Raw genomic sequence first — 25,968 nt, 5'->3', positions numbered from 1 at the left:
GGGAACATTTAGTCAGGCGACAACAATGGGAGGTTTGAAGTGAAGACGATTTACCAGCACATGCTCGCAGCCGCTGTCGGCTGCGCCGCACTGGCGCTTGCCGGCGCCGCGATTGCCCAGGAGGCCAGCGAAAGCCAGATTCCGAAATCCGGCGACAAAGTCGAGGGCGCGCCCTTCGAGGTGAAGCGCGACTGGGGCACCTTCAAGCTCGCCGACAGCATCGTCGAGAAGATCAAGAACAACCAGCCGATCAACTACGTCTTCTCCTACCAGGCCTCCGGCATCCCGCTGTTCTCGCCGCAATACAAGGCGGGCTTCGAGATGGGCTGCAAGATGGGCAAGGAAATCTACCCGATGGAGTGCGCCTCCATCGCCCCGGTCCAGAACGACCCCAACATGCAGGTCAGCCAGATCGAGGCGAAGCTGGCTGCCGGCGAGATCGACTGCCTGAGCATCGAGCCAGTCTCCTCCGACGCCATGACCGCGATCACCAACAAGGTGATGGAACAGGGCATCCCGGTGTTCACGGCCGGCGTCACTTCGCGCGGCCATGAATTCACCAACTTCACCCAGATTCCGGACAAGGAAGGCGCCACCGCCGCCGAGACCGTGCTGAAATGGATCAAGGACAACAAAAAGTCCGACATCAAGGTCTTTGCCGTCTCCGGCGGCGACCCGACGCAGTTCTGGGCGCAGGGCCGCATGAAGGGTTTTGAAGAAGGCATCAAGGCGGCCATTCCCGACGCTACCTTTGTTACGGCGGCGGCGAACGGCCTCAACACCTCCTACGAGCCCGGCAAGACCTACGACGTCTATAAGGCCTTCCTGCTCGCCAATCCGAACGTGCAGTTCATCCAGAACGTCGACATCGGCGCCGAGCATGCCGACCGCGCCATCGTCGACCTCGGGCTGGAAGGCAAGGTGTTCACCATCGGCTGGAATTCTTCCAAGGGCCAGCTCGACGCGATCGAGAAGGGCATCCAAGTGGCGCAGCTCGATCAGCGCTGGCCCGACCAGGCCGCCTTTGGCGGGCCGGCCTGCGCGAAATTCCTGAAGGACGGCGAGATCTTGCCCAACACGCAGACGCTGAAGGCCGTCATGAAGGCCGACGTCGCCAAGGCGCGCGAGGAACTCGACCGCACCCTGCAGGCGAAATAACGACAATCACTTTCGCGGGCGGGAAATTTCCCGCCCGCTTTCCGTTTCAACAACATCCGAGGTTCTTGATGACAACCGACACGACGCAGACCGCCGCGACGCGGCCCGCCACGGGTGTCGGAAAAGCCACGCTCGACGTGGTGCTCCGGCTGGGAGGACTTTTCCTGGCCGTCATTCTCGTCGCGCTGATCTTCATCTTCATCAATCCGAACTTTGCCAATCCGGTCCTCGGCGTCTCGGTGCTGCGCGCCATGAGTTCCGTCGCCATCATGGCGCTCGGCCTGACGCTGGTCATCGTGGTGGGTGAGATCGACCTGTCCTTCGGCGCCATGTACGGGCTGGCGGCCAACACGCTTGCCGTCGTCTGGATCGTCATGGGCGTTTCGGTCTACCTCGCAATACCGATCGCCATCGGCGTCGGCGTGCTGGTTGGCCTGTTCAATGGGCTGATGGTGACCAGCTTCAAGATACCGTCGTTCATCGTGACGCTGGGCAGCTACAATCTGCTCTACGGCCTGTCGCTCTGGATTACCAACACCTCGACCTTCAACCCCAACTATCCGCCGCCGGACGCGGAGATGCCGCAAGGCGAGCTGGATTTTTTCATCGGCCTGACCCAGAGCATCGGCCAGTACCGCCTGTCGATCGAGGTGTTCTGGATGCTCGGCATCGCTGTTGTGGTGGGCTTCCTGCTGCATCGTTCGCTGTTCGGCTTCCGGCTCATGGCGATCGGCGGCAACCCGGAGGCGGGCAAGCTCGCGCGGCTGCCGGTCAAGCGCTACAAGGTCACCGCCTTCATCCTCTGCTCCGTGCTGGCCGCAATCGCCGGCATCCTCGATTTCTCCTTCATCCAGACCAGCCAGCCGGACATCGGCCTGTCGCAGACTTTTCCGGTGTTCGCCGCCGTCATCATCGGCGGCGCCAGCCTGTCCGGCGGCAAGGGCACGGTCATCGGCACACTGGGTGGCGCGCTGCTGCTCGCCGAGTTGCAGATCGGCCTCGCGCTGCTCTCCCCCGGGCCACACGTTCAGCAAATATTCCTCGGCGCGGTCACCATCGGCGCGGTCTCGTTAGACCTGTTCCTCACATCGCTGCGCAAGAGGCGCGCGGCATGAACGCGACGAGCGGCATTAGCCTGCGCGGTGTCAGCAAGCACTATGGCAACACGGTCGCCTTGAATGGCGTCGATCTCGACATCAAGCCGGGCGAAATCCTTGGCATCGCCGGCCCGAACGGCGCCGGCAAGTCGACGCTGGTGCGGATCATCGGCGGCGAGGAAAAGCCCAGCGCGGGCACGCTCACCTTTGACGGCAAATCCTGGTCGCCGACCGACGACTGGCACGCTGTGGCGGTGGTCCACCAGGAGCCGCAGCTTTTCCCGAATTTGACCGTCGCGCAGAATGTCATGGCGGGCCGCGAGGGGATGTCGAAGACCTGGCCGAAACTTGGCGCCGCCGACGCCGCCGTCATGGATGCGCTCGGCCTGACGCAATGGCGCGACGCGGCGCTATCCGATTGCTCGCTGGCTACCCAGCAACGCACGGAGATCGCCCGTGCCGTCGCGCGGGATGCCCGCGTCTTCCTGTTCGACGAGCCGAACTCGGCGCTGACGGCGGAAGAGTCCGACGAACTGTTCCGCGAGATGGACAAGCTGGCGGCGTCCGGCCGCATGGTGGTGCTGATTACCCATCGCCTGAACGACCTCGTCTCGCATTGCGCGCGGGTGGCGGTGGTACGCGACGGTCGGGTCCGCACGGTCCTTTCCGGCGAAGCGCTGACCGAAGATGGGCTGGCGCGGCAACTCGTCACCGAGAGCGCCCAGGCAATTTCGGCCGGGAACCGAGGTTCCGGCAAGCAGGCGGGCAAAGCGCTGTTCTCCGTGCGCGACTGGTCGCATGCCACCGCTTTCAAAAGCATCAGCTTCGATGCGCGCGGCGGCGAGATCGTCGCGCTTATGGGAGTGGAAGGTTCCGGTGCGCGCGAGCTTCTGCGCTCGTTCGCCGGGCTGGAGCGCACCACCGGCGTCGCCAGGCTGGGCGACACAGGCGATGTCGGCTTGCGCCGCCTGCGCTCCTATGTGCCCGCCACCCGGGCGCTCAGCCTCTATTCCAACTTTTCAGTCGGCGACAATCTGCTCGTGCGCCTGGGCATACCGGAGATCGCCTGGCCCAGCCTCGCGTTGAAGCGGGCAAAGATGAAGACGCTGGCGCAGGCCGCCGTGAAGCGGTTTCTGGTCAAGACCGGATCAATCAGCCAGCCGATCCGCTCACTGTCGGGCGGCAACCAGCAGAAGGTGGCGATCGCGCAGGCGCTGAACTGCTCGCCCGAACTCCTCGTGCTCGAAGAGCCGACACGTGGCGTCGACATCCACTCCAAGGCCGAGATCTATCGCCTGCTTCGCGACTATGCGGCAGGCGGCAAAGCCGTAGTGATATTCTGCACGGAAGTGCTGGAGATATTCGAGGTTGCCGACACGGCCTATGTCGTGTCCGACGGCAGATTGTCGCCGCCGCTTTCGCTCGCCTCCTACGACCACGTCGAGCAACTCGCCACCGATATCACCCGCCTGGAGGCTCACGGGCGTACAGCAAAGGCTGCCTGAGCCGCGCCGGTCGCGGGAGCAGCCGCCGAGGCTGGAACGGCCTGGGATGATGGAACCGATTTCTGGTCAAGAAATCTTTTAAAAACAATGCCAATAGCACATGCTGCACATTGCTTGACGCGAGGAATGGAAACGTTATTATCCGTTGAGATGAACAGCAAATAACGCTGTTCCGCTCTCCGCGCGACAGCGCCGCGGCGAGCTGGGGAGGAGCGATGCGCGGTTTGAAAGGAAAGGTTGCGGCCATCACCGGCGCCGGTTCCGGCATCGGCCAGGCGGCTGCCGTCCGCCTTGGCGAGGAAGGCTGCAAGATTGCCGTTCTCGACTGGAAGGCCGAAAGCGCCGAGAAGACCGCGGCGATGATCAACGCCGCCGGCGGCGAAGCGATTGCCATCAAAGTAGATGTCAGTGATGAGCCCGCTGTCGAGGCGGCAATGAACCATGTCGTCGATGCTTTTGGGCGGCTGGATATCCTCGTCTCCAACGCCGGCATCTTTTCAGGCGAACGCGACCGCAAGGTCGATGCGCTGCCGAAAGAAGTCTGGGACGAGATCGTCGGCGTCAATCTCACCGGCATGTATCTCGCCTGCAAGCACGGCGTCGCGGCGATCAAGCGGACAGCCGGCAAGGGCGCGGTCGTTCTGACCGGCTCGCCGACCGGCATGTCGGGCTGCACGCCGGCCAATATCGCCTACGGCTCGTCGAAGGGCGGCGTGCACGGCCTGTCGCGAGTGATGGCCGTCGATCACGCGCCGGAAGGCATAAGGGTCAACGTGGTGGTGCCTGGCTTCACCTTGACGCCGATCGTGCGCGAACTGGTTGCCGATCCGAAAGTCTATGAATGGCAAATCCAGAACATCCCGCTGCGCCGTGGCGCCGAACCGGAGGAGATCGCCGGCGCGGTGGCATTCCTGGCGTCCGACGACGCGTCCTACATGACCGGCTCTTTTATGTTCGTCGACGGCGGCCTAACCGCCATCTGACATCCGCCTCGCTTTCGGCGATGCGGCAATACGAAACTTGCAACGAAAATTTCGGGAGGAGATTTTTATGCGCTTGACGTCGATAGCAGCAGGACTCGCGGCAACCGCCGCAACCCTCATCATCACCACCACCACGTGGGCTGCCGACGAGGCGATTGGCTTCGTCACCCACGCGCAGGGCGATCCGTTCGTCCAGCAGATCATCGACGGCGCACAGGCGGCCGCCAAGGATCTCGGCGTGACGCTCACCGTTGCGCAACAGGCCGGCGGCGCACCGGAAGGACAGTTGAAGCTGGTGCAGAACTTCGCCAACGCCGGGGCCAAGGGCGTCGCGACGTCGGTGCCGGGCGAATCCATGGCCGGCGCGCTCAACGAGTTGATCTCGTCCGGCGTGCCGATCGTCCAGTACAATCTGCTCAGCCAGGGCGTGAAGGCGCCCTATGTCGGCGAAAAGTCGGTCGAAAGCGGGCGCATCCTCGGCAAGATGATCGTCGACAAACTCGGCGGCGCATCGGCCAAGGGCACCGTCATCATCGGCAACTGTTTCCCCGGCTTCCCAGTGCTGGAGAACCGCGCCAAGGGCGTGCAGGAATCGCTGAAAGCCGCTTCCGGCCTGAACGTGCTCGGCCCGTTCGACGTAAAAGTCTCGGCGGTCGACAACTATAACCGCTGGGAACAGCTCTACGCCGCCAACCCCGACGCGATCGCCCTGATCGGCCTTTGCGCACCGGACGTCACAAGCCTCGGCAAGCTCAATGCCGCCAATGGCGACAAGTTCGTGGCCGGCGGCTACGACCTGACCGAGCTCAACCTGAAGGCGATCAAGGAAGGCCATGCCTATGTGACGATCGGCCAGAGCGCCTTCGTCCAGGGCTATCTGCCGATCGCGCTGCTGGTGAACTCGATCCGCAACGGCGTCGCCCTGCAGCCCGGTTTCTACAATTCCGGCTCGCAGATCGTGACGTCCGAGGGCGTCGACATGGCGAACGGCCTGCCGAAGATAACCTTCGAGGAGGCAGAAAAGCTCGCGGCCGATCCGGCTGCGACGGCCACCTACTACGCGCCGTGGACCAAGTCGCTGACGGTCGAGATGCTGGGCGCTGCGCCACAACCGATCGCGGCCGAGTCGGAGTGAGGTCGATATCGCATTGATTTTCGGGGGCGGGCGTTTTCCGCCCCCGTTTGTTTCTGGAGATGGAATGCGGTCAGCTTTTCGTTCACCTGTTGAAGTGGGCGCTCCTTCGCACCCCCCTCTGTCCGGCCGGACATCTCCCCCACAAGGGGGGAGATTGGCAGCTTTAGCTTTGTCGCTCATGCTGCAACGGTGGCGATTGGTGAATTCAAGGCGGTCGCCCAATCTCCCCCCTTGCGGGGGAGATGTCCGGCCGGACAGAGTGGGGTGCGAAGGAACGGCCATACCGAAAAGTGGTGCAGAAATCTTACCTTTGGCCCACCGCTAATGTCGTCAACACCCCTGATCTCCGTCAGACATCTCACCAAGCGCTATGGCGGCGTGGTGGCGCTCGCCGACATGAACATCGAGGTCGAGCGCGGCACCATCCATGCGGTGGTCGGCGAGAACGGCGCCGGAAAATCGACGCTGATGAAGGTGCTGGCGGGCGCGGTGCACGCCGACAGTGGCGAGATCTTCATCGAGGATGCGCCGGTGATGCTGGGCAGCCCCCGCGCCGCGCACCGCCAGGGCATCGGCATCGTCTATCAGGAACTCAGCCTGTTTCCCGAGCGCTCGGTGCTCGCCAACCTATTCGTCAATCGCGAGCCAACCCGTCATGGCCTGATCTCGCTGAAAGCGATGGAAGACGAAAGCCGCGCCATGCTCGATCGGCTCGGCCTGCACGTCGACGTACGCGCGCCGCTCAGCCGCCTGTCGATAGGCGAACGGCAACTGGTCGAACTCTGCCGCGTGCTGCTGGAGGAGCCGCGCCTCCTTATCCTCGACGAGCCGAACTCTGCGCTAAACCGCCGCGAGACGGAGCGGCTGTTCTCGGTGCTGCAGGGCCTGCGTCAGCGCGGCATCACCATGCTCTACGTCTCGCATCGGCTGGAAGAGGTGTTTTCGATCACCGACCGCATCACGGTGACCCGCAACGGCCGCGACGTGATGACGAAAGACACGGCTGAGCTGACCATCCCCGAGGTGATTGAGGCGATGATCGGCCGCCAGCGCGAGGCATTGTTTCCGCCACCATTGCCGAAGCGGGCGAATGTCGCCGAACGGCGGATCGACGTTTCCGATCTCTCAGGTGGGCGGCTGGAGCATGTTTCATTTTCTGCCCGCTCGGGCGAAGTCGTTGGATTGGCGGGTTTGGAGGGTTCGGGAGTGACCGATATCCTCGAAATTCTCTTCGGCATCCATTCGGCGCGCCGCGGCAGCGTGACTTTTCCGGACGGCCGCGGCTTGCCGAAGAACACGACCGAGGCCGCGAAACGCCGCGTCTGCCTCGTGCCCGCCGATCGCCGCAAAAACGGCCTGATGCTGGACAAGTCCATCCTGTTCAACATCTCCAACGTTTTCGTCGGCGCGCGCGGCGATGGCCCCGTCTGGTACCTGCCGCAGGACGCCTTCAAGCGGGCGCGGCGCCAGATCGACCTGCTGCACATCAAGGCCGACTCGGCCTGGTCGCTCGCCAACTCGCTCTCCGGCGGCAACCAGCAGAAGGTGGTCATCGGCAAATGGCTGGAGATCGGACCGGACGTCTTCCTGCTCGACGATCCGACGCGTGGCGTCGATGTCGGCGCCAAGCGCGAGATCTACGGGCTGATCCGCGAAATGTCGGCCAATGGCGGCATCGTGCTGTTCAGCTCGACCGAACTGCCGGAACTGATTGGTCTCTGCGACCGCATCCTCGTCATCTACCAGGGCCGACTGGTCGGCGAGGTCAAGGGCGGCGAGACTGATAACCGCGCGCTGCTGCGCCTGATCAACACCGGCGATATCAGCGCCAGCAAAACCAAGGCCGCCTCATGAGCGAAACATCCTCTGCTCCGGCGCGCTGGCGCTTCACGCTGCCCGACGAGATCGGCGTGATCGCGGCACTTGTCGCCATGATGGTGATCGTCGGCGTGGCCAGACCGCGCTTCCTCAACCCAATCAACCTGTTCGCGCTGCTCGGCAATACGACCTTCCTCGGCATGCTGGCGCTGGGCATGGTGTTCCTGCTCGCCATCCGCGAGATCGACCTGTCGGTCGGCTGGATGTTCAATTTCTCCGCCGTCTTCGCCGCGATCCTGATGGTCGCCGGGCTCAATCCCTGGCTCGCGGCTTTCGCGGGCGTGATCTTCGGCGCCGGCCTCGGCTTCGTGAACGGCATCCTCGTCGTTGGCCTGCGGCTTCCCGCCGTGATCGTCACGCTCGGCACCTATTCGATGTTCCAGGGCGCATCGCTGGTCGCCAACCAGGGCCGCGCCATCGTGCCGTCGGACACGTCGAGCAATTTCTTCAGCATGATCTCGACGAAACTGTTCGGCGTCCTGCCGGTGGCCGCACTCGTCTTCGTCGTGCTGGCGGTCGTCATGCATTTCGTCCTGCACAGGACGCGCTTCGGCTACCGCGTGCAGGCGGTCGGCAGCAATCCGGAGGCGGCCCGCTTCGCCGGCATCCCGACCGGCAAGGTAAGATTGCAGACACTGATGCTGATGGGCGCGCTCTGCGGCCTGTCGGGCGTCATGTATGTCGGCTTCCGCGGCGCCATCGACCCGCAGGAGGGGTCGGATTTCGTGCTGGTGGTGATCGCCGCCGTCATCATCGGCGGCACGCCGCTCGGCGGCGGCCACGGCACCATCGTCGGCGCGGTGGTCGGCATGATGATCATCCAGGTGATCTCCAGCGGCCTGATCTTCTTCGGCATCGACGCGACATGGTCGACCTTCGTCACCGGCGCTGTCATCGTGCTGGCCGTCACGCTCGACCAGGCAATCAAATATCAGCGCGCGCGCCGCGCGGAACGGGCGGCGCGCGCCGATTAGTCGACCTCAGATCACCACGAAATCCGCGGCAGTCAGCCCGAGACCAACAGTAAGCGTCGCGAACTGGATTCGCGCTCCAGCGCCGTTGCCGTCGGCATCGAAGAACAACCTACCCGTATCGAACTCGAAGATCACCCGGTCGCTGGCGTCGCCGGCCAGTCCCGTCGAATTGGCGCGGAAGGCGGATGCGGCCAGCACGCCGGTCGGCAGACCCGTGAAGAAGGCGTTGTCGATCTGAATCGTGTCGTCGGCCACGCTGAAGTCGGTGATGGTGTCGACATTTGTCGAGGCGCTCAGCGCCGAGTTGAACACGAAGATGTCGGCGCCGGTATAGCCGGTCAGCGTGTCCTTGCCGCCATAGCCTTTGATCGAGTCGTTGCCTGCGCCCCCATTGAGCGCATTGGTCGCCGAATTGCCGAACACGAAGTCGTCGTAGTTCGACCCCGAAAGGTTCTCGATCGACACAAAACTGTCGCCGAAGGCGTCGCCGCTGTTGATGGTCGGGTTGGCAAGGCTGACGATGACGGCCTTGGTAGCCGAGGCATAGGACGCCCGGTCGGCCCCGCTGCCGCCATTGAGCAGGTCGGCGCCGGCGCCGCCCATCAGCGTGTCGGTGCCGTCCTGACCGTAAAGCAGGTCGTCCTGGGTGCCGCCATAGACGCTGTCGTTGCCGCTGCCCGCTTCGACACGGCCGTCAAGCGTACCGAGCCTGCCGTCGTAAAGATCGTTGTTGTCTCCCAGCGACACATCGCCGATCATCAGGCCCTTGTTGATGATCCGCTCGATCGAGTCGCCGGCGGAATAGGAATAGCTGTAGGTGCCACCGTAGATCGTGCCGTAGTTGGTCACGACGAGCGTTTCCCGCACATCGGAGTTCTGCCGCCCGATGCCGGTGTGATCGCCATGGATCAGGCCGTGGTTGACGATCGTCGACTGGCCGCCGTCGATCGACGTCGTGTACATGGTGATGCCGGTGCTGCCACGAATCTCGCCATAATTGGCAACCGTGTGCTCGCCGCCGCTCAGATACACGCCGCTGTGAAAGCTCGCGCTGACGGTTCCCGTTTCTCCGACGACGACATGGTTGTTCCGGGCGAGATCGTTGTTGTTGAGGATGCCCATGTAGTCGCCGAACACATAGCCGTCGACCGTGAACTCATGGTCACTCGTCGTTCCGGCGATTGCCTCGTTTTCGGTAGAGCCGACAGTGACTCCGCCAGCGACATAGACGTCTTCGTCGGCAAGCAGAGTTTCCTGTATGCCAGTACCGACCCGATCCTGATAGATGATTTTGGTGGGCATTGCTGAACCTCCGACTTTTTGGAAAGCTGAACCGAATTCAAGCAAGGACTTCATCGGCAGGGTAGGCCATGCCGCAAGGACTTCCAAGCAATTCAACTTGCCGCGTCGGCAATCACCTTCCGCCACATCCTCGGGCCGCTCTCGTGGACGGACTGGCCGGTCACATCGACCGCCACCGTCACCGGCATGTCCTTGACCTCGAATTCATGGATCGCCTCCATGCCGAGATCCTCGAAGGCGAGCACGCGCGCCGACTTGATCGATTTCGAGATGAGATAGGCCGCGCCGCCGACCGCGATCATGTAGGGCGCGCCATACTTTCGGATTGCTTCGATCGCTGCCGGTCCGCGCTCCGCCTTGCCGACCATGCCAAGCAGGCCGGTTCCGCTCAGAATGAGGTCAGTGAAATCGTCCATGCGGGTGGAGGTCGTCGGGCCGGCCGGGCCAACCACTTCGTCTCGCACCGCCTTGACTGGCCCGACATAATAGATGATGCGGTCCTTGAGATCGACCGGCAGGGGTTCCCCGCACTCCAGCAGTTGCGCGATGCGTTTGTGCGCGGCGTCGCGGCCGGTGAATAGACGGCCGGAAAGCAACAGCGTCTCGCCGGCGCGCCAGGTCGCAGCCTCCTCGCGCGTCAACGTATCGAGGTTCACGCGCCGCGCCGCGCCACCGGCTTCCTCCAGAAAAATCTCCGGCCAGTCGTCGATGTCGGGCGGATCGGCGAAAGCCGGGCCGCTCCCGTCGAGTACGAGCTTGATGTGCCGGTTTGCGGCGCATTGCGGGATCAGCGCCACTGGCTTCGAGGCCGCATGCGACGGATAGGTCGCGATCTTCACGTCGACCACCGCGGTCAGCCCGCCCAACCCCTGCGCGCCGATGCCCAGCGCGTTGACTTTTTCATAGATCTCGATGCGCATTTCCTCGAGCGGATTACCCGGCCCGCGCCGCAGCAGGTCGAGCATGTCGATCCTGTCGTTCAGCACCTCTTTCGCCAGCAGCATCGCCTTTTCAGCGCTGCCGCCGACGCCGATGCCGATCATGCCGGGCGGGCACCAGCCACTGCCCAGGCTCTCCATCGTCTTCACCACCCAGTCACCGACGGAAGCCGCAGGATTGAGGGTGACGAAACGCGCCTTGTTCTCCGAACCGCCGCCCTTGGCCGCGACCGTCAGTTCGATCGTGCGGCCCGGCACCAGCTCGACATGGGTGATCGCCGGCGTGTTGTCGCGTGTGTTGGCCCGCGAAAACAGCGGATCGGCGACCATCGAGGGGCGCAAGGGGTTCGTCTCGTCGAGATAGGCCTCGCGCACCCCGGCATTGACCAGATCGGCGAAGCTTTGCTCGGCTTCGATGCGCACATCCATGCCGACCTTGGCGAAGACGACGACCAGCCCGGTGTCCTGGCAGATCGGCCGGCGTCCGAAGGCAGCCATGCGCGAATTGACGAGAATCTGGGCGATCGCGTTCTTCGCCGCCGGGCTCTGTTCGCGCTCATAGGCGGCGGCGAGATGACGGATATAATCCGGCGGATGATAGCAGGAGATGTATTGCAGCGCGCCGGCGACGGTTTTGGTGATGTCGCTGCCGGGGATGGTGACGGGAGGTACCATTCTATTGGCCTGCCGGCAGATCGGCAGCGCTCGCGCGACTTCGCCAGACATAGACTTCGCTTGGGGAATGGCTCCGCCAAGCTGGAACACCCCTCATCCGCCTCGCTGCGCTCGGCACCTTCTCCCACAAGGGGAGAAGTGGGAGTTTCGCGCCGGCCTCGCCGCCAATCGCCGACGCTGGAGATTTGCGGAGGCGAAGCGGCAGCGCTCCATCTTCTCCCCTTGTGGGAGAAGGTGTCGAGGCGAAGCCGAGACGGAGGAGGGGTGTTCCAGCTTGACGAAAATGCTGGCCGAGTGAAGCGACGTCAGAAAACGCAGATGACACTTACACCACCGAAGCTTCGTGGGCGAAGCGGACTGAAGCCGCTTCAGGTTGCCCACTCACTCTACCTTCTTTGACCTTGCTTCGCAAAACGCCTCACCTTCAAGGCAAGATTTGCAAGCGTCACCCCACCGCGTCTTTCTCACGCACTGGCCCGAGCACCGACTCATTGTCCGCGCCAAACGGTTTTCCGGCGTGCCGCAGCTTGCCCGGCGTCTTCGACAGGTTCGCCAGCATGTTCTGCATGACCACCCCGTCGACTTCCGTGATCATCTCGCGCGCCTTGAAATGCGGGTCGGCGAAGATATCGCGCATGTCGAGCACTTTTGCGATCGCCGCGTCGACGCGGCGGAATTCGGCGAGCACCGTTTCGTAGGGCCGCTCGGCAATCCAGGCGCTGATCCATTCTTCCAGCGCCTCGCGGTTGGCGCTGCGCGCCTGGAAAGACGAAAACCGCTCGTCGCCGGTGAGACCGACAAGATCGAGCACCCTCCGCGCGATGCTGTCGGACGAACTGGACACCGCCACCCATATGCCGTCGGCGCAGCGATAGGTGCCGCGCGGCACAGTGTAGGGAATGCCGGAGCCCAGCCGGGGCTGCAGATAGCCCATATGGGCGAAAGCCGAGACGAGCGGGCCCATGATCTGGAACATGGATTGCAACAGGTTGACGTCGACCACCTGCCCTTCGCCGGTCCGCTCGGCATGGCGCACCGCGACCAGCGTGGAGAAGGCGCCGCCGAGCGCGGTCACCTCGTCGGTCAGCGCGATCGGCGGCAGAAGTGGAGGCCCGTCGGCCTCGCCGAGCAGACCGGCGAAACCGCTCAGCGCCTCGGCGATGGTGGCAAAGCCGGGGTGCTGGGCGTAGGGGCCGTCCTGGCCGAAGCCGCTGACGCGCAGGATCACCAGCCGCGGATTTTTCGCGTGCAGTGCCTCCGGCGAAAAACCCAACGCCTCCAGCTTGCCGGGCCGCATGTTCTCGATCAGCACATCGGCGTCGGCCAGCAGCGCCCAGAGATCGGCCTTGCCCTGCTCGGATTTGAGGTCGAGCGAGACGACCTGCTTGTTGCGGTTCACTAGCTTCCAGAAATAGGCATCCGTCTCGCCCGGACCGGTCCAGCCCATGCGGCGCGTCGGGTCACCGCCAGGCGCCTCGACCTTGATCACCTCGGCGCCAAAATCGGCGAGGTATCGCCCGCTTCCCGGCCCCGCCACGACCGTGGCGAGTTCAATGACCTTTATCCCGGCGAGCGGGCCTTCTTTCGCGTCCATCACGCCTCCCCGGCAGGACGCATCGGCAGCAGCACCGACCGCGTGAAGGTGCAGACCTTCGTTTCGTCCTGTTTGAAACCGTCCGTGCGCACTGTCAGCACCCCCTGCCCCGGCCGCGATTGCGACGGCCTGGTGGAGAGCACTTCGGTGACGCCGTAAAGCGTGTCGCCGTGGAAGAGCGGCGCGAGATGCTTGAGTTCGTGGACACCCAGATTGGCAATGGCGCGGCCCGAAATATCGCGCACACTCATGCCGGCGAGAAGCGAGTAGACATAGGTGCCGACGACAACGTTGCGCCCGAACTCCGTCTCGTGCTCGCCATAGTGACGGTCCGTGTGGATCGAGCTGGCGGAATGCGTCAGCAGGCAGAAGAGATGGTCCTCGGCCTCCGTCACCGTGTGTCCCGGCCAGTGCCGGAACACGTCGCCAGCCTCGTATTCGTCCAGATACAGGCCGAAATGCTGCTGCCGTGCATCGTGGACGCGGGGCATGTCAGGCCTCCAGCACCAGCGTCGGCGCGCCGGTCGGCACTTCCTCGCCCACCTTGATCAATATGTCGCGGACCGTGCCGGCAAACGGCGCGGGCACTTCGAGCTGCGCCTTGTCCGTCTCGACGACGAACAGGTTCTGGCCTTCGGTCACAGCGTCGCCGACCTTCACCAGCAATTCCATGATCACCACCTCGTTGGCGGCGTCGCCGACTTTCGGCATCTTCAGGGTCGAGCGCATAGGCTGCCTTTCTTTTGAAACGTTTCCAGTTGTGGACGGCTGCCCGCCCTGGGGCAGCCTCGCCCCCTTCCGATAGGAGAAAAACCAGGCCGCGTCGACATCACAATGCGGCTCCGCCAGTGGCGTCGAACAGTCTTATGCGTTCGGGATCGGGCGTCAGCGCCACTTTCTGGCCGAGCGCGGGAGCCGCACGGGCGGGAACGCGCATCTGGACGCGCTGAGCCGCCGGTACGGCCGACGCGCCGTTTGGCGTACCACTTGAGACTGCCTCGTCCGCCTGCCTGACACGCGCCGACGGATCGTCCAACGCGATCGTCACATAGGCTTCCGGCTCGATGGTCTCGACAAGATCGACCGTGCCTGTCAGCACGCCGGAGGGTACCTCCTCCCACGGCCTCCAGCCCAGATGCTCGGGCCGCACGCCGACAACCACGCGCCCGGATTGCGCCGCTGCGGCCGGGGCGCCAAGCCGTATCGTGGCGGCACCAATCTGCACGGCGTCGGCATTGCCGCCGAGAGCGCCTTCGAGGAAGTTCATCGCCGGACTGCCGATGAAACCCGCGACGAACAGGTTCTTCGGCGCGTCGTAGAGTTTTTGTGGCGTATCGTATTGCTGCAGCGTGCCGCGCGAGAACACGGCCACGCGGCTGCCCAAAGTCATCGCCTCGACCTGGTCGTGGGTGACATGGATGGTGGTGACGCCGAGCCGCTGATGGAGACGGCCGAGTTCGGCGCGAAGCTGGACGCGCAGTTTTGCGTCGAGGTTGGAGAGCGGCTCATCGAGCAGGAACGCCTGCGGGTGGCGCACGATGGCGCGGCCCATGGCGACGCGCTGGCGCTGGCCGCCGGAGAGTTGGCCCGGCTTGCGGTCGAGCAGGTCCTTGAGGTCGAGGATGCGGGCCGCCTCGTTGACCCGCTCGTCGATCGCCGCCTGCGGAAACTTGCGCAGTTCGAGGGCGAAGGCGATGTTCTGGCGCACAGTCATAGTCGGATAGAGCGCGTAGTTCTGGAATACCATGGCGATGTCGCGGTTGCGCGAGGCGACCTCGTTCACCACCTTGCCGTTGATCTCGACCGTGCCGCCGCTGATCGATTCCAGCCCGGCGATCATGCGCAGCAACGTCGACTTCCCGCAGCCTGAAGGCCCGACGAAGACGACGAATTCGCCGTCTCCAATCTCGAGATTGACGGATTTGACGGCGGCGATCGCGCCCCCGCCATACGTCTTGCTCAAGTCCCTGAGGACTATCGACCCCATCCGCCCCACTGCCCGGTAAATTGCCGCTCTGGCCTAACCATGGGTCGAGTCCTAGACAGCAGAATCCCTCTTGTCAATCGTTTGACTTTGCGCAATCAATCGGTTGACTGGACGGCGGACGGCTCGTAACGTCGCGACCAAAAGCACAATAGGGAAACGTTTCAATGGCGAAATCCGCCACCATCACGGACGTCCAGGTAGCAACCATCCAGGCGCAGCTTCCGGCGCCGGTGGTATTCGGCGACTGGGTGATGAAGATCCGTGAATTCGCCACCGTGCGCGTCCGCACCTCGACCGGACATGAAGGCTGGGCATTCACGCTGACGCGCGACGGCGCCGTCGCCGAGCAGATCCGCAAGAGCATCGCCCCGGTCTATGTCGGCACCGACATCGCCGACCGCGAGGCGACCTACAGGACCGCGAAGGGGCGCACCTATGGCTCCCATAGCGCCGGCGTCGGTCTTCGGGCGTTGTCGATCGTCGATCTCGCCTGCTGGGACGTGGCGGCCAAGATCGCCGACAAGTCGATCGCCGAATTCCTGGGCGGGCAGGTGAAGCCGATGCCCGCGACATGCATCATCGGCTATCCGCCGGCGATCATGCCGCCGGAGAAGACCGGCGCGCAGACGGCGGAATTCTATGCAAACGGGTGGCGGCGCTTCAAGGCGCCGATGGGAGCGACATGGGAGATCTCGGGCGCACGCCTTCGTGCCGCCCGCGCCGCGGCACCCGACGCGTGGCTCGGAACCGACCTAGTCTGGATGTTCAAGACGGTCGACGAGGCGGCCGCCTACGCCAACAGCATTGCCGACATCGACATGGGCTGCATCGAGGACATTTTTCCGCCCGGCAACGCCAGAATGCTGGCGGAGTTGCGCAAGCGCGTGCCGATGCCAATCTGGCAAGGCGACGAACAGGGCGGTTCCTATTACCCGGAAGCGCTGATCATGGCGAAGTCCGTCGATCGCGTCCGCGTCGACCTGACATGCATGGGCGGCATCACCGGCGGCCGCGCCGTCATCGACGAATGCCTGGCGGCGGGTGTCGATTTCGGCCCGCATATGTTCCCGCATACCCACAGCCAGGTGTTCAGCGCCTGGGGCTTCGACGACAAGCCGATCGAGTGGGGCGTGCCATGGACGGGCGTGCACCCTTACGACGATGCTCTTGCCCAGCCGGAGATCATTGCCGACGGAAGCGGGCGTATGAAGCCGCTGCCGCAGGGTCCCGGATTCGGCAAGATGATCGACAAGCAATGGTGCCTGAGCCAACCGCATCAGGATCCGGATCACATTCTCGACCAGTAAGAACGCGCGCCAGAAATCGGTCAGAAAGCCATGACGGACGAACCTTCCGTACCCACCGACTACGCAAAAACCCTGTTCGACCTCACGGGCCGCGTCGCGGTGATCACCGGCGCCGGCAGCGGCCTGGGCGCGGCCATGGCGATCGGCTACGCGCAGGTGGGCGTCGACGTCGTGCTGGCCGACATCAACATGGATGGCATGAAAGCGACGCGCGCTACCGTCGCGGAGCAAGGCGGCAAAGCGGAAATCCAAAAGCTCGACGTGACCGACCGCGCCGCCTGTTTCGCCCTTGCCGACAAGGTCGCGGCTTCGCGCGGCCGTGTCGATATATTGGTGAACAGCGCCGGCTCCGCCTTCCGCAGCCCGGCGGAAGAATTCCCAGAGGAAAAATTCAACTTCATCCTCGATCTGAACCTGAAAGGCACCTACTTCTGCTGCCAGGCCTTTGGCGGCAAGATGCTGAGCCAAGGCAAGGGCTCGATCATCAACATCGCCTCGATCGGTTCCTTCACCGCCTATCCTTGGGCCAGCGCCTACCTCGCCTCCAAGGGCGGCGTGTTGCAGGTGACCAAGGCGCTGGCGCTGGAATGGCGGGACCGTGGCGTCAGGGTCAACGGTATCGGTCCGACGCTGATGGAATCGCCTCTGACCAAGGCGGCGGGCCAGAAGACCTCGATCACGGCCGACTGGATCAAGGCACGCATGCTGCGGCCGCGCCTCGGCCTGCCGCGCGAACTGATCGGCACGGCGATCTTCCTCGCGAGCGATGCGTCCGAACTGGTCACCGGCCACATCGTCATGTGCGACGACGGCTACATGACGCAGTGAGGTGAGAGATGGCTGGTATCGTCAAGGGTCACCACACAGGCTTCACGGTGACGTCGCTGGAGCGCTCGATCGCCTTCTATCGCGACCTGCTAGGGCTCGAACTGGTGTTCCAGTGGAACCCGAAGGCCGCCTATATTGGCGAGCTGGTCGGCTATCCCGATGTCGACCTCCACGGAGCCATCCTGCGCGTGCCGGGAACGGAAACGTTTTTGGAGCTTCTGGAGTACCGCAACGTGCCCCAAAACCGCGTCGACATGGCAAATGCCAACATCGGCAACGGCCACATCGCCTTTACCGTGGACGATTTGGAAACGTTTCACAAAAATCTTGCCTCCGCCGGGGTAAAGAGCGTATCTCCTCCGGTGACGCCGACGATCGGTCCGAACAAGAGTGGCCGGGCGGTCTATCTGATCGATCCCGATGGCTTCCGTGTCGAACTGATCCAGACGGCGGCAGGTTTTGGAGACTATAAACCAGCCGCGTGAGGCGGCGTCGGTTTCCGGCTTCTCGGAGCCGGGCCAGCAGCAAGGGAGGAGAACCAAGTGGCCATGATGCGTATGCGTCAGGCGGTGATGAAGGCACTCGACGACGCGCTTCGCGAGGACCCCACCGTCATCATGATGGGCGAGGATATCGCGGCCGCCGGCGGACCGTTCAAGGTCACCGAAGGACTTCTGGAAATCCACGGACCGCAGCGCGTGATCGACACGCCGATCTCCGAGATGGCCTTCATGGGCGCGGCCGTCGGCGCCGCCGTCTGCGGCATGAAACCCGTGGTCGAGATGATGTTCATCGAATTCATCGGCGTGGCGCTCGACCAGTTGACGACGCAGGCCGCGACCATGCGCTATCTGTCGCGCGGCCGGCTGACGACGCCGCTGGTGGTGCGCGCCTCCGCCGGCGCCGGCCAGGGTTTCGGCTGCCAGCACTCGCAGATGCTCGACCATTGGTTCCGCGGCACGCCGGGCCTCAAGGTCTGCGTGGCGTCAGGCTCCCGCTCGGTCTATGGCCTGCTGCGCTCGGCGATCGAGGATCCGGATCCGGTGGTCGTGCTGGAGCCGCGCATCCTCTACGGCGAGCGCGACGATTTCGACGAGCCGGACACGTTCCGCATTCCGCTGGGCAAGGCCGAGGTGGTGCGCGAAGGCACGGACGCCACGATCATCGCCTGCGGGCAGATGGTGCGTGTTGCGAAGAAGGCCGTCGAACAGGGCGGCATCGACGCCGAAGTGATCGACCTGCTGACCATCTGGCCGTGGGACCGTGAGACGATCCTGAACTCGGTGCGCAAGACCGGTCGCCTGATCACGGTGGAGGAAGCGACGGCCGGCAGCGGCTGGGGCGGCGACATCGTCGCCACGGTCTCGACCGAACTGTTCGGCAAACTCAAGGCGCCGCCGCTGCGCATCACCCTGCCCGACGCGCCGGTGCCCTACAATGGCGAACTCGAGGCGCGCTACCTGCCGAGCCCGGACTATGTGGCGATGCAGGCCGCCTCGCTGATCTCCAAGAACCGCACGCCCGAACCCTGGTGGAGGAAGGCATCATGACCGCCAAGAATTCGAACACTCCGATCGCCCGCCGCGAGGCGTTGGACGACCGTACCGAACAGTTGAAGCGGATGATGGAGATCCGCTTCGTCGAGGAGCGTATCCAGAAACTGTTTTCCGACGGCTATGTCCGTGGCTCGACCCACCTCGCCAACGGCCAGGAGGCCGTCGCTGTAGGCATCGCCCGCACCATCGACCCTGACGACATCGTCACCTGCACCTATCGCGGCCACAGCCATGCGCTGGCGCTGGGCGCGACGCCCCAAGGCGTTCTCGGCGAAATCTGCGGCCGCGTCATCGGCTGCGCCGGCGGCCTTGGCGGGTCCATGCATCTGGTCGAGCCGACCGTTGGGCTTATGCCGACGGCGGCCATCATCGGCGCCGGCCTGCCGATCGCCTGCGGTGCGGCAATCGCCGCCAAGGCGCGCGGCACCGACCGGGTTGCCGTGGCGATCTTCGGCGACGGTTCGGCCAATATCGGCGCCTTCCATGAATCGCTGAATTTCGCGGCGATCCAGAAGCTGCCGGTTGTCTTCGTCTGCGAGAACAATCTTTATGGCGAATACAGCCGCATCAACCTGACGACGCCGATCGAGGATATCGCGATCCGCGCCACCAGCTACGCCATGCCGGGCGTCATCGTCGACGGCCAGGACGTCGATGCGGTCGCGGCGGCGATGGCGACGGCGGTTGCCCGGGCGCGGGCCGGCGAGGGTCCGTCGCTGGTCGAGATGAAGACCTACCGCTATTCCGGCCATTCGCGCTCCGACCCGGCCACCTATCGCCTGCCAGGCGAACTCGACAAATGGCTGCAGCGCGATCCGATCAACCTGTTCGCCGACAAGCTGGTCGGCGAAGGCGTGCTGGACAAGGGCGGCGTGGAGACCTTGCGCACAGATATGCGCGCCGAGGTCGAAGGCGCGACGGAGGAAGTGCTGGCTTCGGCCCAACCGGAACTTGTTGAAATGCTGTCGCATGTCAACGCAGCGGGTCCCGGCGGCGACCGCCGAATAACCTTCTGGGAAAATCGCGCCGGCAAACACGCGCATTGAGCGGACCTATCGATGGCGCGCCGATCGATGACTTTTGTTCGATCCGGCGCGCTCTTTTTTATGGGCCGCATCATGCCCTCTAACCACATCTGCTGTTTCGATGACCTCTCCGTCGGCGATGTCTTCGACACTGCGCCGTAGATCGCGCTGACCGACGGTTTGGCCGCCGCATTCTCCTGACGCCGACCCAACAACTTCCATCCGGTTCGACCCGAAGCCGGAACCAGCGACTCACTGCCGCCATCACTCGGCAGGCGAAGCTCCCATAGGCAGGCACCTCCGCGTCGTGACGCGCGATGCAGGCATCCCTGCCCACGGTCTTTGCATCTGCCCGCAGATGTTAAATCGGCAGCAAAACCGTCGCAATCGAGCATCCGGCCGGCATGAGTAACGCCATTGCGAAGACAGCAGAACGACCGACAGCCGGGAAATTTACGCGCGGGGCACAGCCGACAGGTCGGGCAAGAATCTGGAAACGGTCCAAGCCTTGAAAATAGCTGTCCGAGCAACGAATATCCATTCGATTCCAGATATTTATTTCCGATGGGCGCGTACTGTGTTTTGAGCCATCATTGTTCGGTTGACAAGCAATATTGAAACGATATCATTTTCCAAGCCGCGCATCCTAGGAGGGTACGGGCGAGCCATCAAAGTCGGGAGGACTTGGCTCGGAGCTCGGATTGCCCTGCCTCGACCGTTTCGGCAGGATCCAGCAGGCGAACAGGGAGGATTTTTCATGCGCATGCTCAAATGGGCCGCGTCCGTCGCCTTGGCGACAGCGTTCGCCACGTCGGTCGCATCGGCCGAGGATTATAAGATCGGCTATTCCGTGTTCTGGGGCACCAACCCCTTCCTCGTCACCATGGTGAACGGTGCCAAGAAGTCGGCGGAGGAATGGAAGGCAAAGGGCGTCAATGTCGACCTGATCGTCACCAATGGCGGCGATACCGACAAGGCCAAGCAGGTGTCGGACCTCGAGGACCTGAACGCGCAGGGCGTCGACGGCGTGCTGATCTTCCCCGGCGACAGCGTGATGGTGGCCGAGCCTATCAAGAACACGTTCAATGCCCAGAGCATCCCGGTGGTGATCACCGACATCGGCATCCGCTCGGGCAAATATGAAAGCCTGATCATCACCGACAACTACAAGGGCGGCCAGCAGGCGGCCGACTATATGGCAACGCTGCTTCCCAAGGGATCGAAGGTCGTGACGCTCGACCACGCGCCGACCAACGACAACGGCCAGACCCGCCAGAAGGGCTTTGAGGACCGCGCCAAAGAACTGGGTCTCGAGGTTCTGCCGGAGCAGCCGGTGGCGTTCCTAACGCTCGACGCCGGACGACAGTCGATGGAAGACTTGCTGGTCTCCGAGCCAGACGTGAAGGGCGCGTTCGCCTTCAACCAGTTGGTCATCCAGGGGGCCTACCAGGCGCTGGAGCAGGCCAAGAAGGCCGGCGAAGTCAAGCTGATCGGCTTCGACCTCGATCCAGTCTCCTACAAGATGGTGCAGGACGGCAAGATCGATGCGTTGGTCGTGCAGGACCCCTACAAGATGGGCTACGAGGGCATGAACATCGTGCTGACCAAGCTCGGCGGCGGCGAGGTGCCACATGACATCGGCCTCGGCACCAAGCTGCTGACCAAGGCCAATGCAGCCGAGTTCGCCGAAGACCCGCAGGTCACCGGAAAATAACGCCACGCCATGCCGGCCGGAATCCCACGCGGGTTCCGGCCGCTCGTGCCTAAAACTCCGGACCAAGCCGTGCAAGCATCGAACGACCGAGCAGCAACTCGAGCCGAAGCAGCGCATTCACCCGCGGCCGGCGTGCTGCGTTGCCGCGGACTGGTGAAGAGTTTCGCGGCCGTGAGAGCCTTGCGCGGTGTGGATTTTGCGATCGACGCGGGCCGTGTCCGCGGCCTGGTCGGCGAGAACGGCGCAGGCAAATCGACGCTGGTGAAGATCATCGCCGGCGTCTATCCGCCGGACGCCGGCGTTCTCGAACTGCAAGGCACGGCGATGCAGTTCTCCGGCGCCGACGACGCACTTGCTGAGCGCATCGTGACGATCCACCAGGACATCAATCTCGTCCAGACCATGACGGTGGCGGAAAACCTGCTGCTGAACAACGAGCCGACCTACGGTTTCGGCGTGATCAGGCGCCGCGCGATGGCGGACAAGGTCTCGCAATTGCTGCGTCTCTACGAGATCGACGTCGACCCGGACGCGGTCGTTTCGGAATTGCCAAACGATCTCAAGAAGATGGTTCAGATCGTCAAGGGCGTGTCGCTCGATCCGAAAATCCTGATCCTCGACGAGCCGACATCTTCGCTGACCGAGTCGGAGGTGCAGGTCGCGCTTCGGCTGATCCGCCGTCTCGCCGAAAGTGGCGTAGGCGTCGTGCTGATCTCGCATTATCTGAACGAAATCTTCGCCGTCTGCGACGACCTCACCGTGATGCGCGACGGTGAAGTGGTGGCCGACGGGCCGGTAACGGACACCAGCCTGGCGCAGGTCGTGACCGCTATGGTCGGACGCCATGTCGAGACGCAGAGGCGGCCAGCGGCCCCTCGGCTGAAGGGTGCATCCGCTCCCCTCATGCGCGTCGAGGCGTTGAGCATCCCCGGTCGCCTCGACGCGATCAGCTTCGAGCTCGGACACGGCGAAGTTCTGGGCATAACAGGTCTTGCCGGATCGGGGCTGGGCGAACTCGCCAAGGCGATCTTCGGCGCCGAGGCAAGCGGGCGGATCGGCGGACGCGTCTTCATCGAGGACGCCGCCGTTCCGCCGCGCGATCCCGCCGCGTCGCTGAAGGCCGGGCTGGCGCTGATCACTGGCGACCGCCGGCGCGAGGGTCTGCTGCTCGATTTCACGCTGAAAGAGAACATCTGTCTGCCGATCCTGTCCCGGTTCACCGGCACGGCGGGACGGCTCGATGCTTCGGCAATGACCGAGGCGACGACCCGCAACATCACGCGGCTGCACATCCGCGCGCCCGGACCGGAGGCGCTGGCGTCGCAACTTTCCGGCGGCAACCAGCAGAAGGTGCTGTTTGCCAAATGGCTGGAGACGAGGCCAAAAGTCTTCGTCATGGAAGACCCCACCATCGGCATCGATGTCGGCGCCAAGGCGGAGATCCGGGCGATCATCGACGAAATAGCCGCCGCCGGCGTCGGCATCGTGCTGATCACCACCGAGCTGGAGGAACTGGTGACGCTGTGCGACCGGGTGCTGGTCATGTTCCGCGGGCAACTCGTCACGGAACTGACGGGCGCGGCGATCCGGCGCGAATCCATCCTCCATGCCGCGGCCTGCGGAGAAGAACTGGCGGTCCCGGCATGACGAGCGTCATCTCCCCTCCGCCGGCTCCGGCGCTCGAACCAAGCCGGCTGATGAGCCGGCTGAAACGCTCCTACAGCCTGATCCAGGCGCTGAGTGTGCTGCTGGCGCTGATCATCCTGATGCAGATCGCCAACGACCGTTTCCTGTCGCCGGTAAACATCGGCAATCTACTCGGCCAGATGACGGTGATGCTGATCGTGGCGGCCGGAATGACGATCGTGATGATCGCCGGCGAATTCGATGTCGGCGTCGGCTCGGTGGTAGGCCTGTCGGCGGCGGTCGCCGGCTGGATCATGGTGCGCTGGTTCCCGGTGCCGACATCCGACGATCAGGTCTGGTGGATCATCGCGCTCGGCCTGACGGTCCCTTTGTTTATAGGCCCGCTGATCGGCTTCTTCGCCGGCCTGGTCGTCACCAAGGCGCTCATCCCCTCCTTCATCGTGACGCTCGGCACCCTGATGATGGCGCGCAGCCTGACGCTGGTGGTCACGCAGGGCCAGCCGATCCCCGACATTCCCAATGTCATCCGCGCTTTCGGCCAGGGCCGCTGGGTGCAGCTTCCGCTGCCTTTTAATGTCAGCGGGCTGCTGGAATCTGGCTCGCTCGCCGACCTTATCGTCTGGCTTCCCATCCAGAACATCGTCTGGGTCGCCGTCCTGGTCTACGCGGCGGCGTGGTTCCTGATGGAGCGCACCTCGTTCGGAAAACGCGTCTATGCGGTCGGCTCGAACCGAACCGTCGCCATGCTCTCCGGCATACGTGCTGACCGGGTCAAGATCATCTGCCTGATGATCGTCGGCTTCACCGCCTCGCTCGGCGGGCTGGTCAGCATCTCGCGGCTCGGCGCCGTCTCGCCGAACACCGGCGAGGGCCTCGAGTTCGAGGTCATCGCCGCCGTCGTCATCGGCGGGACCAGCCTGTCCGGCGGTCAGGGGCGCGTGCTGCGTACCATCATCGGCGTCGTCATCATCGCACTTACCCGCAACTTCCTGAATTTAGCGCGGATCGAGATCTTCTGGCAGGGCTTTGCGACCGGGGCGATCATCCTTGCTGCCGTGCTGCTCGAAGCCTTGCAGCGCCGCATTTCGCGCCGCACCTGACGCCAAAGAAACGGAGACCCTTATGGAACCCACGCAAAAACGCGTCCTCGGCAAATCGGGCTTGTCGGTCACGCAACTCGGTTTTGGCGGCGCGGGACTGGGCGAACTGTTCATACGGGTCGACGAGGCGACGGCGGCGGCCACGCTGGCGGCGGCGTGGGACGCCGGCATCCGCTACTTCGATACCGCGCCGTTTTACGGCAGCGGGCTCAGCGAAATGCGCAACGGGCGGTTGCTCGACAACAAGCCGCGCGGCGAATTCGTGCTTTCCACCAAGGTAGGCCGCTGGTTCTACCCGCCGGCGGATCCCGACAATTTCCGCGCGCCGGGCTGGGTGGGCGGTCTGCGCTTCGCACATGTCCACGACTATTCCTATGATGGGATCATGCGCGCCTATGAGCAGTCGCAGATGCGGCTCGGCATGAACCGCATCGACCTGCTGATCATTCACGATCTCGATTTCTGGTTCCACAAGACGGAAGCCAACGTCTCGGCCTATCTGGCGCAGCTCTTCTCCTCCGGCTGGCGGGCACTCGACCAGCTACGTTCCCATAAACTGATCGGCGGCATCGGCGCGGGCATCAACGAGCTTGGCATGATGCCGCGCTTCCTCGACATGCTCGATCTCGACTTCTTCCTGGTGGCGCTGCGCTACACGCTGCTGGAGCAGGAGACGCTGAAGACCGAGCTTCCCTATTGCGAGCGGCGCAATGTCGGCGTCGTCATCGGTGGCGTCTACAATTCGGGCATCCTGGCGACCGGCGCGGTCGAGGGCGCGAAATACAATTATGCGGACGCGACGCCAGAGATCATGCAGCGCGTCTCCAAGATCGAGGCGGTGTGCAAGGCGCACGACGTGCCGCTCGCCGCCGCCGCGCTGCAGTTCCCGCTCGGCCACAAATCGGTTGCCGCGGTCATCCCCGGCGCCATCCATCCGGACCAGGTCCGCCAGAACGTCGAGAGTTTTCGGCATGCAATTCCGTTGGAGTTTTGGCCCGACCTGAAGGCGAAGGGACTTTTGGCCGAAGACGCGCCCTGCGACTTTACGGGACAGGTATGAATTGTGCCGACACGTCTCGATCCATGAGCAAGGTGCGGCACAGGCCTTCCAAGACTGGAGAAGGCTGGATTTGAATCCCCTGCCCTCATCGTCGTTCCACCGTCAAAATGGCAGGCCTTGAGGAAAGCGGCTTGTTCGGCTGCTCTTGTTAACGGCGCCAGGTCCCCCCCGACGCGCTCACCCCCGCTCCGTGTGCACGGATAGATCGCCGCCGATGCCTTGTCGGGCGAACAGACGTTAAATCTGAGGAATTTCAACCAACTAAGTTTCCTCGCAAACTCGAAAGAAACCGCAAGCTGGCGAACGGGAGAACCGGCGCGCCGCAAAACGGCCGCCCGTGGGCATCCGGCGCACCCCTCGGGAGCACACCCCACAACTGACGTCTCGACCTGCCTGGCTAAGGTCAGGACGGCCTCCAACAGGAGGTTGTCGAGCGCGGTCTGGAGGTTGAAGAACGGCTCCGCACGAACCTTGACGCCCGGGAACCGTCCTCTTCCATCCCTTT

Annotated in this window: 22 protein-coding genes; 16 read left to right on the top strand and 6 right to left on the bottom strand. The window is 63.8% G+C overall.

Translation table 11 applies throughout. The features are described from left to right. Positions 1 to 39: 39 nt before the first annotated feature. From ACSBOB_RS13260 to ACSBOB_RS13230, 7 genes are all read left to right on the top strand, one after another. Entirely contained in the window at positions 40 to 1,158 is a 1,119-nt protein-coding gene (locus ACSBOB_RS13260; protein WP_442582852.1) for a sugar ABC transporter substrate-binding protein, read from the top strand. Between the two features lie 68 nt (positions 1,159 to 1,226). Next, positions 1,227 to 2,273, top strand: coding sequence for an ABC transporter permease (locus ACSBOB_RS13255; protein ID WP_442582851.1), 1,047 nt, complete (start codon positions 1,227 to 1,229; stop codon positions 2,271 to 2,273). Further along, positions 2,270 to 3,760: an ATP-binding cassette domain-containing protein gene (locus ACSBOB_RS13250; RefSeq protein WP_442582850.1), complete on the top strand. Its 1,491-nt coding sequence runs from the start codon at positions 2,270 to 2,272 to the stop codon at positions 3,758 to 3,760. The genes ACSBOB_RS13255 and ACSBOB_RS13250 overlap by 4 nt, the downstream gene beginning before the upstream one ends. A gap of 215 nt (positions 3,761 to 3,975) precedes the next feature. Beyond that, positions 3,976 to 4,743 (top strand): SDR family NAD(P)-dependent oxidoreductase, encoded by a 768-nt coding sequence (locus ACSBOB_RS13245; RefSeq protein WP_442582849.1) that lies wholly within the window; start codon positions 3,976 to 3,978, stop codon positions 4,741 to 4,743. 67 nt (positions 4,744 to 4,810) lie between these two features. After that, positions 4,811 to 5,878, top strand: a complete 1,068-nt coding sequence (locus tag ACSBOB_RS13240; protein WP_442582848.1) for a sugar ABC transporter substrate-binding protein — start codon at positions 4,811 to 4,813, stop codon at positions 5,876 to 5,878. A gap of 324 nt (positions 5,879 to 6,202) precedes the next feature. Beyond that, a complete protein-coding gene (locus ACSBOB_RS13235; RefSeq protein ID WP_442582847.1) occupies positions 6,203 to 7,732 on the top strand; it encodes a sugar ABC transporter ATP-binding protein in 1,530 nt (509 codons plus the stop codon). Then, positions 7,729 to 8,730 carry an ABC transporter permease gene (locus tag ACSBOB_RS13230; RefSeq protein ID WP_442582846.1) on the top strand — a complete coding sequence of 334 codons (1,002 nt, stop codon included), beginning with the start codon at positions 7,729 to 7,731 and terminating at the stop codon, positions 8,728 to 8,730. Before ACSBOB_RS13235 ends, ACSBOB_RS13230 begins: the two co-directional genes overlap by 4 nt. A 6-nt stretch (positions 8,731 to 8,736) precedes the next feature. Here the strand turns inward: ACSBOB_RS13230 and ACSBOB_RS13225 are convergent, their stop codons facing one another. The 6 genes from ACSBOB_RS13225 to ACSBOB_RS13200 all read right to left on the bottom strand — a co-directional run bounded on the left by ACSBOB_RS13225 (position 8,737) and on the right by ACSBOB_RS13200 (position 15,226). After that, on the bottom strand, positions 8,737 to 10,032 hold the full coding sequence (locus ACSBOB_RS13225) for a calcium-binding protein (protein WP_442582845.1): 1,296 nt from the start codon (positions 10,030 to 10,032) through the stop codon (positions 8,737 to 8,739). Positions 10,033 to 10,124: 92 nt separating this feature from the next. Beyond that, a complete protein-coding gene (locus ACSBOB_RS13220; RefSeq protein WP_442582844.1) occupies positions 10,125 to 11,645 on the bottom strand; it encodes a fumarate hydratase in 1,521 nt (506 codons plus the stop codon). A gap of 445 nt (positions 11,646 to 12,090) precedes the next feature. Further along, positions 12,091 to 13,239 (bottom strand): CaiB/BaiF CoA transferase family protein, encoded by a 1,149-nt coding sequence (locus ACSBOB_RS13215; protein ID WP_442582843.1) that lies wholly within the window; start codon positions 13,237 to 13,239, stop codon positions 12,091 to 12,093. Further along, positions 13,239 to 13,730: a MaoC family dehydratase gene (locus ACSBOB_RS13210; RefSeq protein WP_442582842.1), complete on the bottom strand. Its 492-nt coding sequence runs from the start codon at positions 13,728 to 13,730 to the stop codon at positions 13,239 to 13,241. Before ACSBOB_RS13210 ends, ACSBOB_RS13215 begins: the two co-directional genes overlap by 1 nt. A 1-nt stretch (position 13,731) precedes the next feature. Continuing rightward, positions 13,732 to 13,968, bottom strand: a complete 237-nt coding sequence (locus tag ACSBOB_RS13205; RefSeq protein WP_442582841.1) for a biotin/lipoyl-containing protein — start codon at positions 13,966 to 13,968, stop codon at positions 13,732 to 13,734. 100 nt (positions 13,969 to 14,068) lie between these two features. Beyond that, positions 14,069 to 15,226, bottom strand: coding sequence for an ABC transporter ATP-binding protein (locus ACSBOB_RS13200; RefSeq protein WP_442582840.1), 1,158 nt, complete (start codon positions 15,224 to 15,226; stop codon positions 14,069 to 14,071). 164 nt (positions 15,227 to 15,390) lie between these two features. Between ACSBOB_RS13200 and ACSBOB_RS13195 the strand changes: the two genes are divergently transcribed. From ACSBOB_RS13195 to ACSBOB_RS13155, 9 genes are all read left to right on the top strand, one after another. Then, a complete protein-coding gene (locus ACSBOB_RS13195) occupies positions 15,391 to 16,533 on the top strand; it encodes a mandelate racemase/muconate lactonizing enzyme family protein (protein WP_442582839.1) in 1,143 nt (380 codons plus the stop codon). Between the two features lie 30 nt (positions 16,534 to 16,563). Continuing rightward, on the top strand, positions 16,564 to 17,361 hold the full coding sequence (locus tag ACSBOB_RS13190) for an SDR family NAD(P)-dependent oxidoreductase (RefSeq protein WP_442582838.1): 798 nt from the start codon (positions 16,564 to 16,566) through the stop codon (positions 17,359 to 17,361). A gap of 8 nt (positions 17,362 to 17,369) precedes the next feature. Next, positions 17,370 to 17,846 carry a VOC family protein gene (locus ACSBOB_RS13185; RefSeq protein WP_442582837.1) on the top strand — a complete coding sequence of 159 codons (477 nt, stop codon included), beginning with the start codon at positions 17,370 to 17,372 and terminating at the stop codon, positions 17,844 to 17,846. A gap of 63 nt (positions 17,847 to 17,909) precedes the next feature. Further along, positions 17,910 to 18,911 carry an alpha-ketoacid dehydrogenase subunit beta gene (locus ACSBOB_RS13180; RefSeq protein WP_442582836.1) on the top strand — a complete coding sequence of 334 codons (1,002 nt, stop codon included), beginning with the start codon at positions 17,910 to 17,912 and terminating at the stop codon, positions 18,909 to 18,911. Further along, the gene (locus tag ACSBOB_RS13175; protein ID WP_442582835.1) at positions 18,908 to 19,963 is read left to right on the top strand and encodes a thiamine pyrophosphate-dependent dehydrogenase E1 component subunit alpha; all 1,056 of its coding nucleotides are present in this window, start codon (positions 18,908 to 18,910) and stop codon (positions 19,961 to 19,963) included. The genes ACSBOB_RS13180 and ACSBOB_RS13175 overlap by 4 nt, the downstream gene beginning before the upstream one ends. Positions 19,964 to 20,699: 736 nt before the next feature. Continuing rightward, a complete protein-coding gene (locus ACSBOB_RS13170; RefSeq protein WP_442582834.1) occupies positions 20,700 to 21,656 on the top strand; it encodes a substrate-binding domain-containing protein in 957 nt (318 codons plus the stop codon). Between the two features lie 171 nt (positions 21,657 to 21,827). Beyond that, positions 21,828 to 23,303 carry a sugar ABC transporter ATP-binding protein gene (locus ACSBOB_RS13165; protein ID WP_442582833.1) on the top strand — a complete coding sequence of 492 codons (1,476 nt, stop codon included), beginning with the start codon at positions 21,828 to 21,830 and terminating at the stop codon, positions 23,301 to 23,303. Further along, positions 23,300 to 24,403, top strand: coding sequence for an ABC transporter permease (locus ACSBOB_RS13160; protein WP_442582832.1), 1,104 nt, complete (start codon positions 23,300 to 23,302; stop codon positions 24,401 to 24,403). The genes ACSBOB_RS13165 and ACSBOB_RS13160 overlap by 4 nt, the downstream gene beginning before the upstream one ends. Positions 24,404 to 24,425: 22 nt before the next feature. Then, a complete protein-coding gene (locus ACSBOB_RS13155; protein ID WP_442582831.1) occupies positions 24,426 to 25,463 on the top strand; it encodes an aldo/keto reductase in 1,038 nt (345 codons plus the stop codon). Positions 25,464 to 25,968 lie beyond the last annotated feature (505 nt).

Origin of the sequence: Mesorhizobium sp. KACC 23794, from assembly GCF_052180275.1 — a bacterium.
Lineage (GTDB): Bacteria > Pseudomonadota > Alphaproteobacteria > Rhizobiales > Rhizobiaceae > Kumtagia.
The sequence above is the reverse complement of the archived record's forward strand: the minus strand, read 5'-3'. Positions and strand labels throughout refer to the sequence as shown.

Coding starts and splice junctions, on each gene's coding strand:
- ACSBOB_RS13255 (WP_442582851.1), top strand. CDS start 1,227: ATGACAACCGACACGACGCAGACCGCCGCGACGCGGCCCGCCACGGGT.
- ACSBOB_RS13250 (WP_442582850.1), top strand. CDS start 2,270: ATGAACGCGACGAGCGGCATTAGCCTGCGCGGTGTCAGCAAGCACTAT.
- ACSBOB_RS13245 (WP_442582849.1), top strand. CDS start 3,976: ATGCGCGGTTTGAAAGGAAAGGTTGCGGCCATCACCGGCGCCGGTTCC.
- ACSBOB_RS13240 (WP_442582848.1), top strand. CDS start 4,811: ATGCGCTTGACGTCGATAGCAGCAGGACTCGCGGCAACCGCCGCAACC.
- ACSBOB_RS13235 (WP_442582847.1), top strand. CDS start 6,203: ATGTCGTCAACACCCCTGATCTCCGTCAGACATCTCACCAAGCGCTAT.
- ACSBOB_RS13230 (WP_442582846.1), top strand. CDS start 7,729: ATGAGCGAAACATCCTCTGCTCCGGCGCGCTGGCGCTTCACGCTGCCC.
- ACSBOB_RS13225 (WP_442582845.1), bottom strand. CDS start 10,032: ATGCCCACCAAAATCATCTATCAGGATCGGGTCGGTACTGGCATACAG.
- ACSBOB_RS13220 (WP_442582844.1), bottom strand. CDS start 11,645: ATGGTACCTCCCGTCACCATCCCCGGCAGCGACATCACCAAAACCGTC.
- ACSBOB_RS13215 (WP_442582843.1), bottom strand. CDS start 13,239: ATGGACGCGAAAGAAGGCCCGCTCGCCGGGATAAAGGTCATTGAACTC.
- ACSBOB_RS13210 (WP_442582842.1), bottom strand. CDS start 13,730: ATGCCCCGCGTCCACGATGCACGGCAGCAGCATTTCGGCCTGTATCTG.
- ACSBOB_RS13205 (WP_442582841.1), bottom strand. CDS start 13,968: ATGCGCTCGACCCTGAAGATGCCGAAAGTCGGCGACGCCGCCAACGAG.
- ACSBOB_RS13200 (WP_442582840.1), bottom strand. CDS start 15,226: ATGGGGTCGATAGTCCTCAGGGACTTGAGCAAGACGTATGGCGGGGGC.
- ACSBOB_RS13195 (WP_442582839.1), top strand. CDS start 15,391: ATGGCGAAATCCGCCACCATCACGGACGTCCAGGTAGCAACCATCCAG.
- ACSBOB_RS13190 (WP_442582838.1), top strand. CDS start 16,564: ATGACGGACGAACCTTCCGTACCCACCGACTACGCAAAAACCCTGTTC.
- ACSBOB_RS13185 (WP_442582837.1), top strand. CDS start 17,370: ATGGCTGGTATCGTCAAGGGTCACCACACAGGCTTCACGGTGACGTCG.
- ACSBOB_RS13180 (WP_442582836.1), top strand. CDS start 17,910: ATGATGCGTATGCGTCAGGCGGTGATGAAGGCACTCGACGACGCGCTT.
- ACSBOB_RS13175 (WP_442582835.1), top strand. CDS start 18,908: ATGACCGCCAAGAATTCGAACACTCCGATCGCCCGCCGCGAGGCGTTG.
- ACSBOB_RS13170 (WP_442582834.1), top strand. CDS start 20,700: ATGCGCATGCTCAAATGGGCCGCGTCCGTCGCCTTGGCGACAGCGTTC.
- ACSBOB_RS13160 (WP_442582832.1), top strand. CDS start 23,300: ATGACGAGCGTCATCTCCCCTCCGCCGGCTCCGGCGCTCGAACCAAGC.
- ACSBOB_RS13155 (WP_442582831.1), top strand. CDS start 24,426: ATGGAACCCACGCAAAAACGCGTCCTCGGCAAATCGGGCTTGTCGGTC.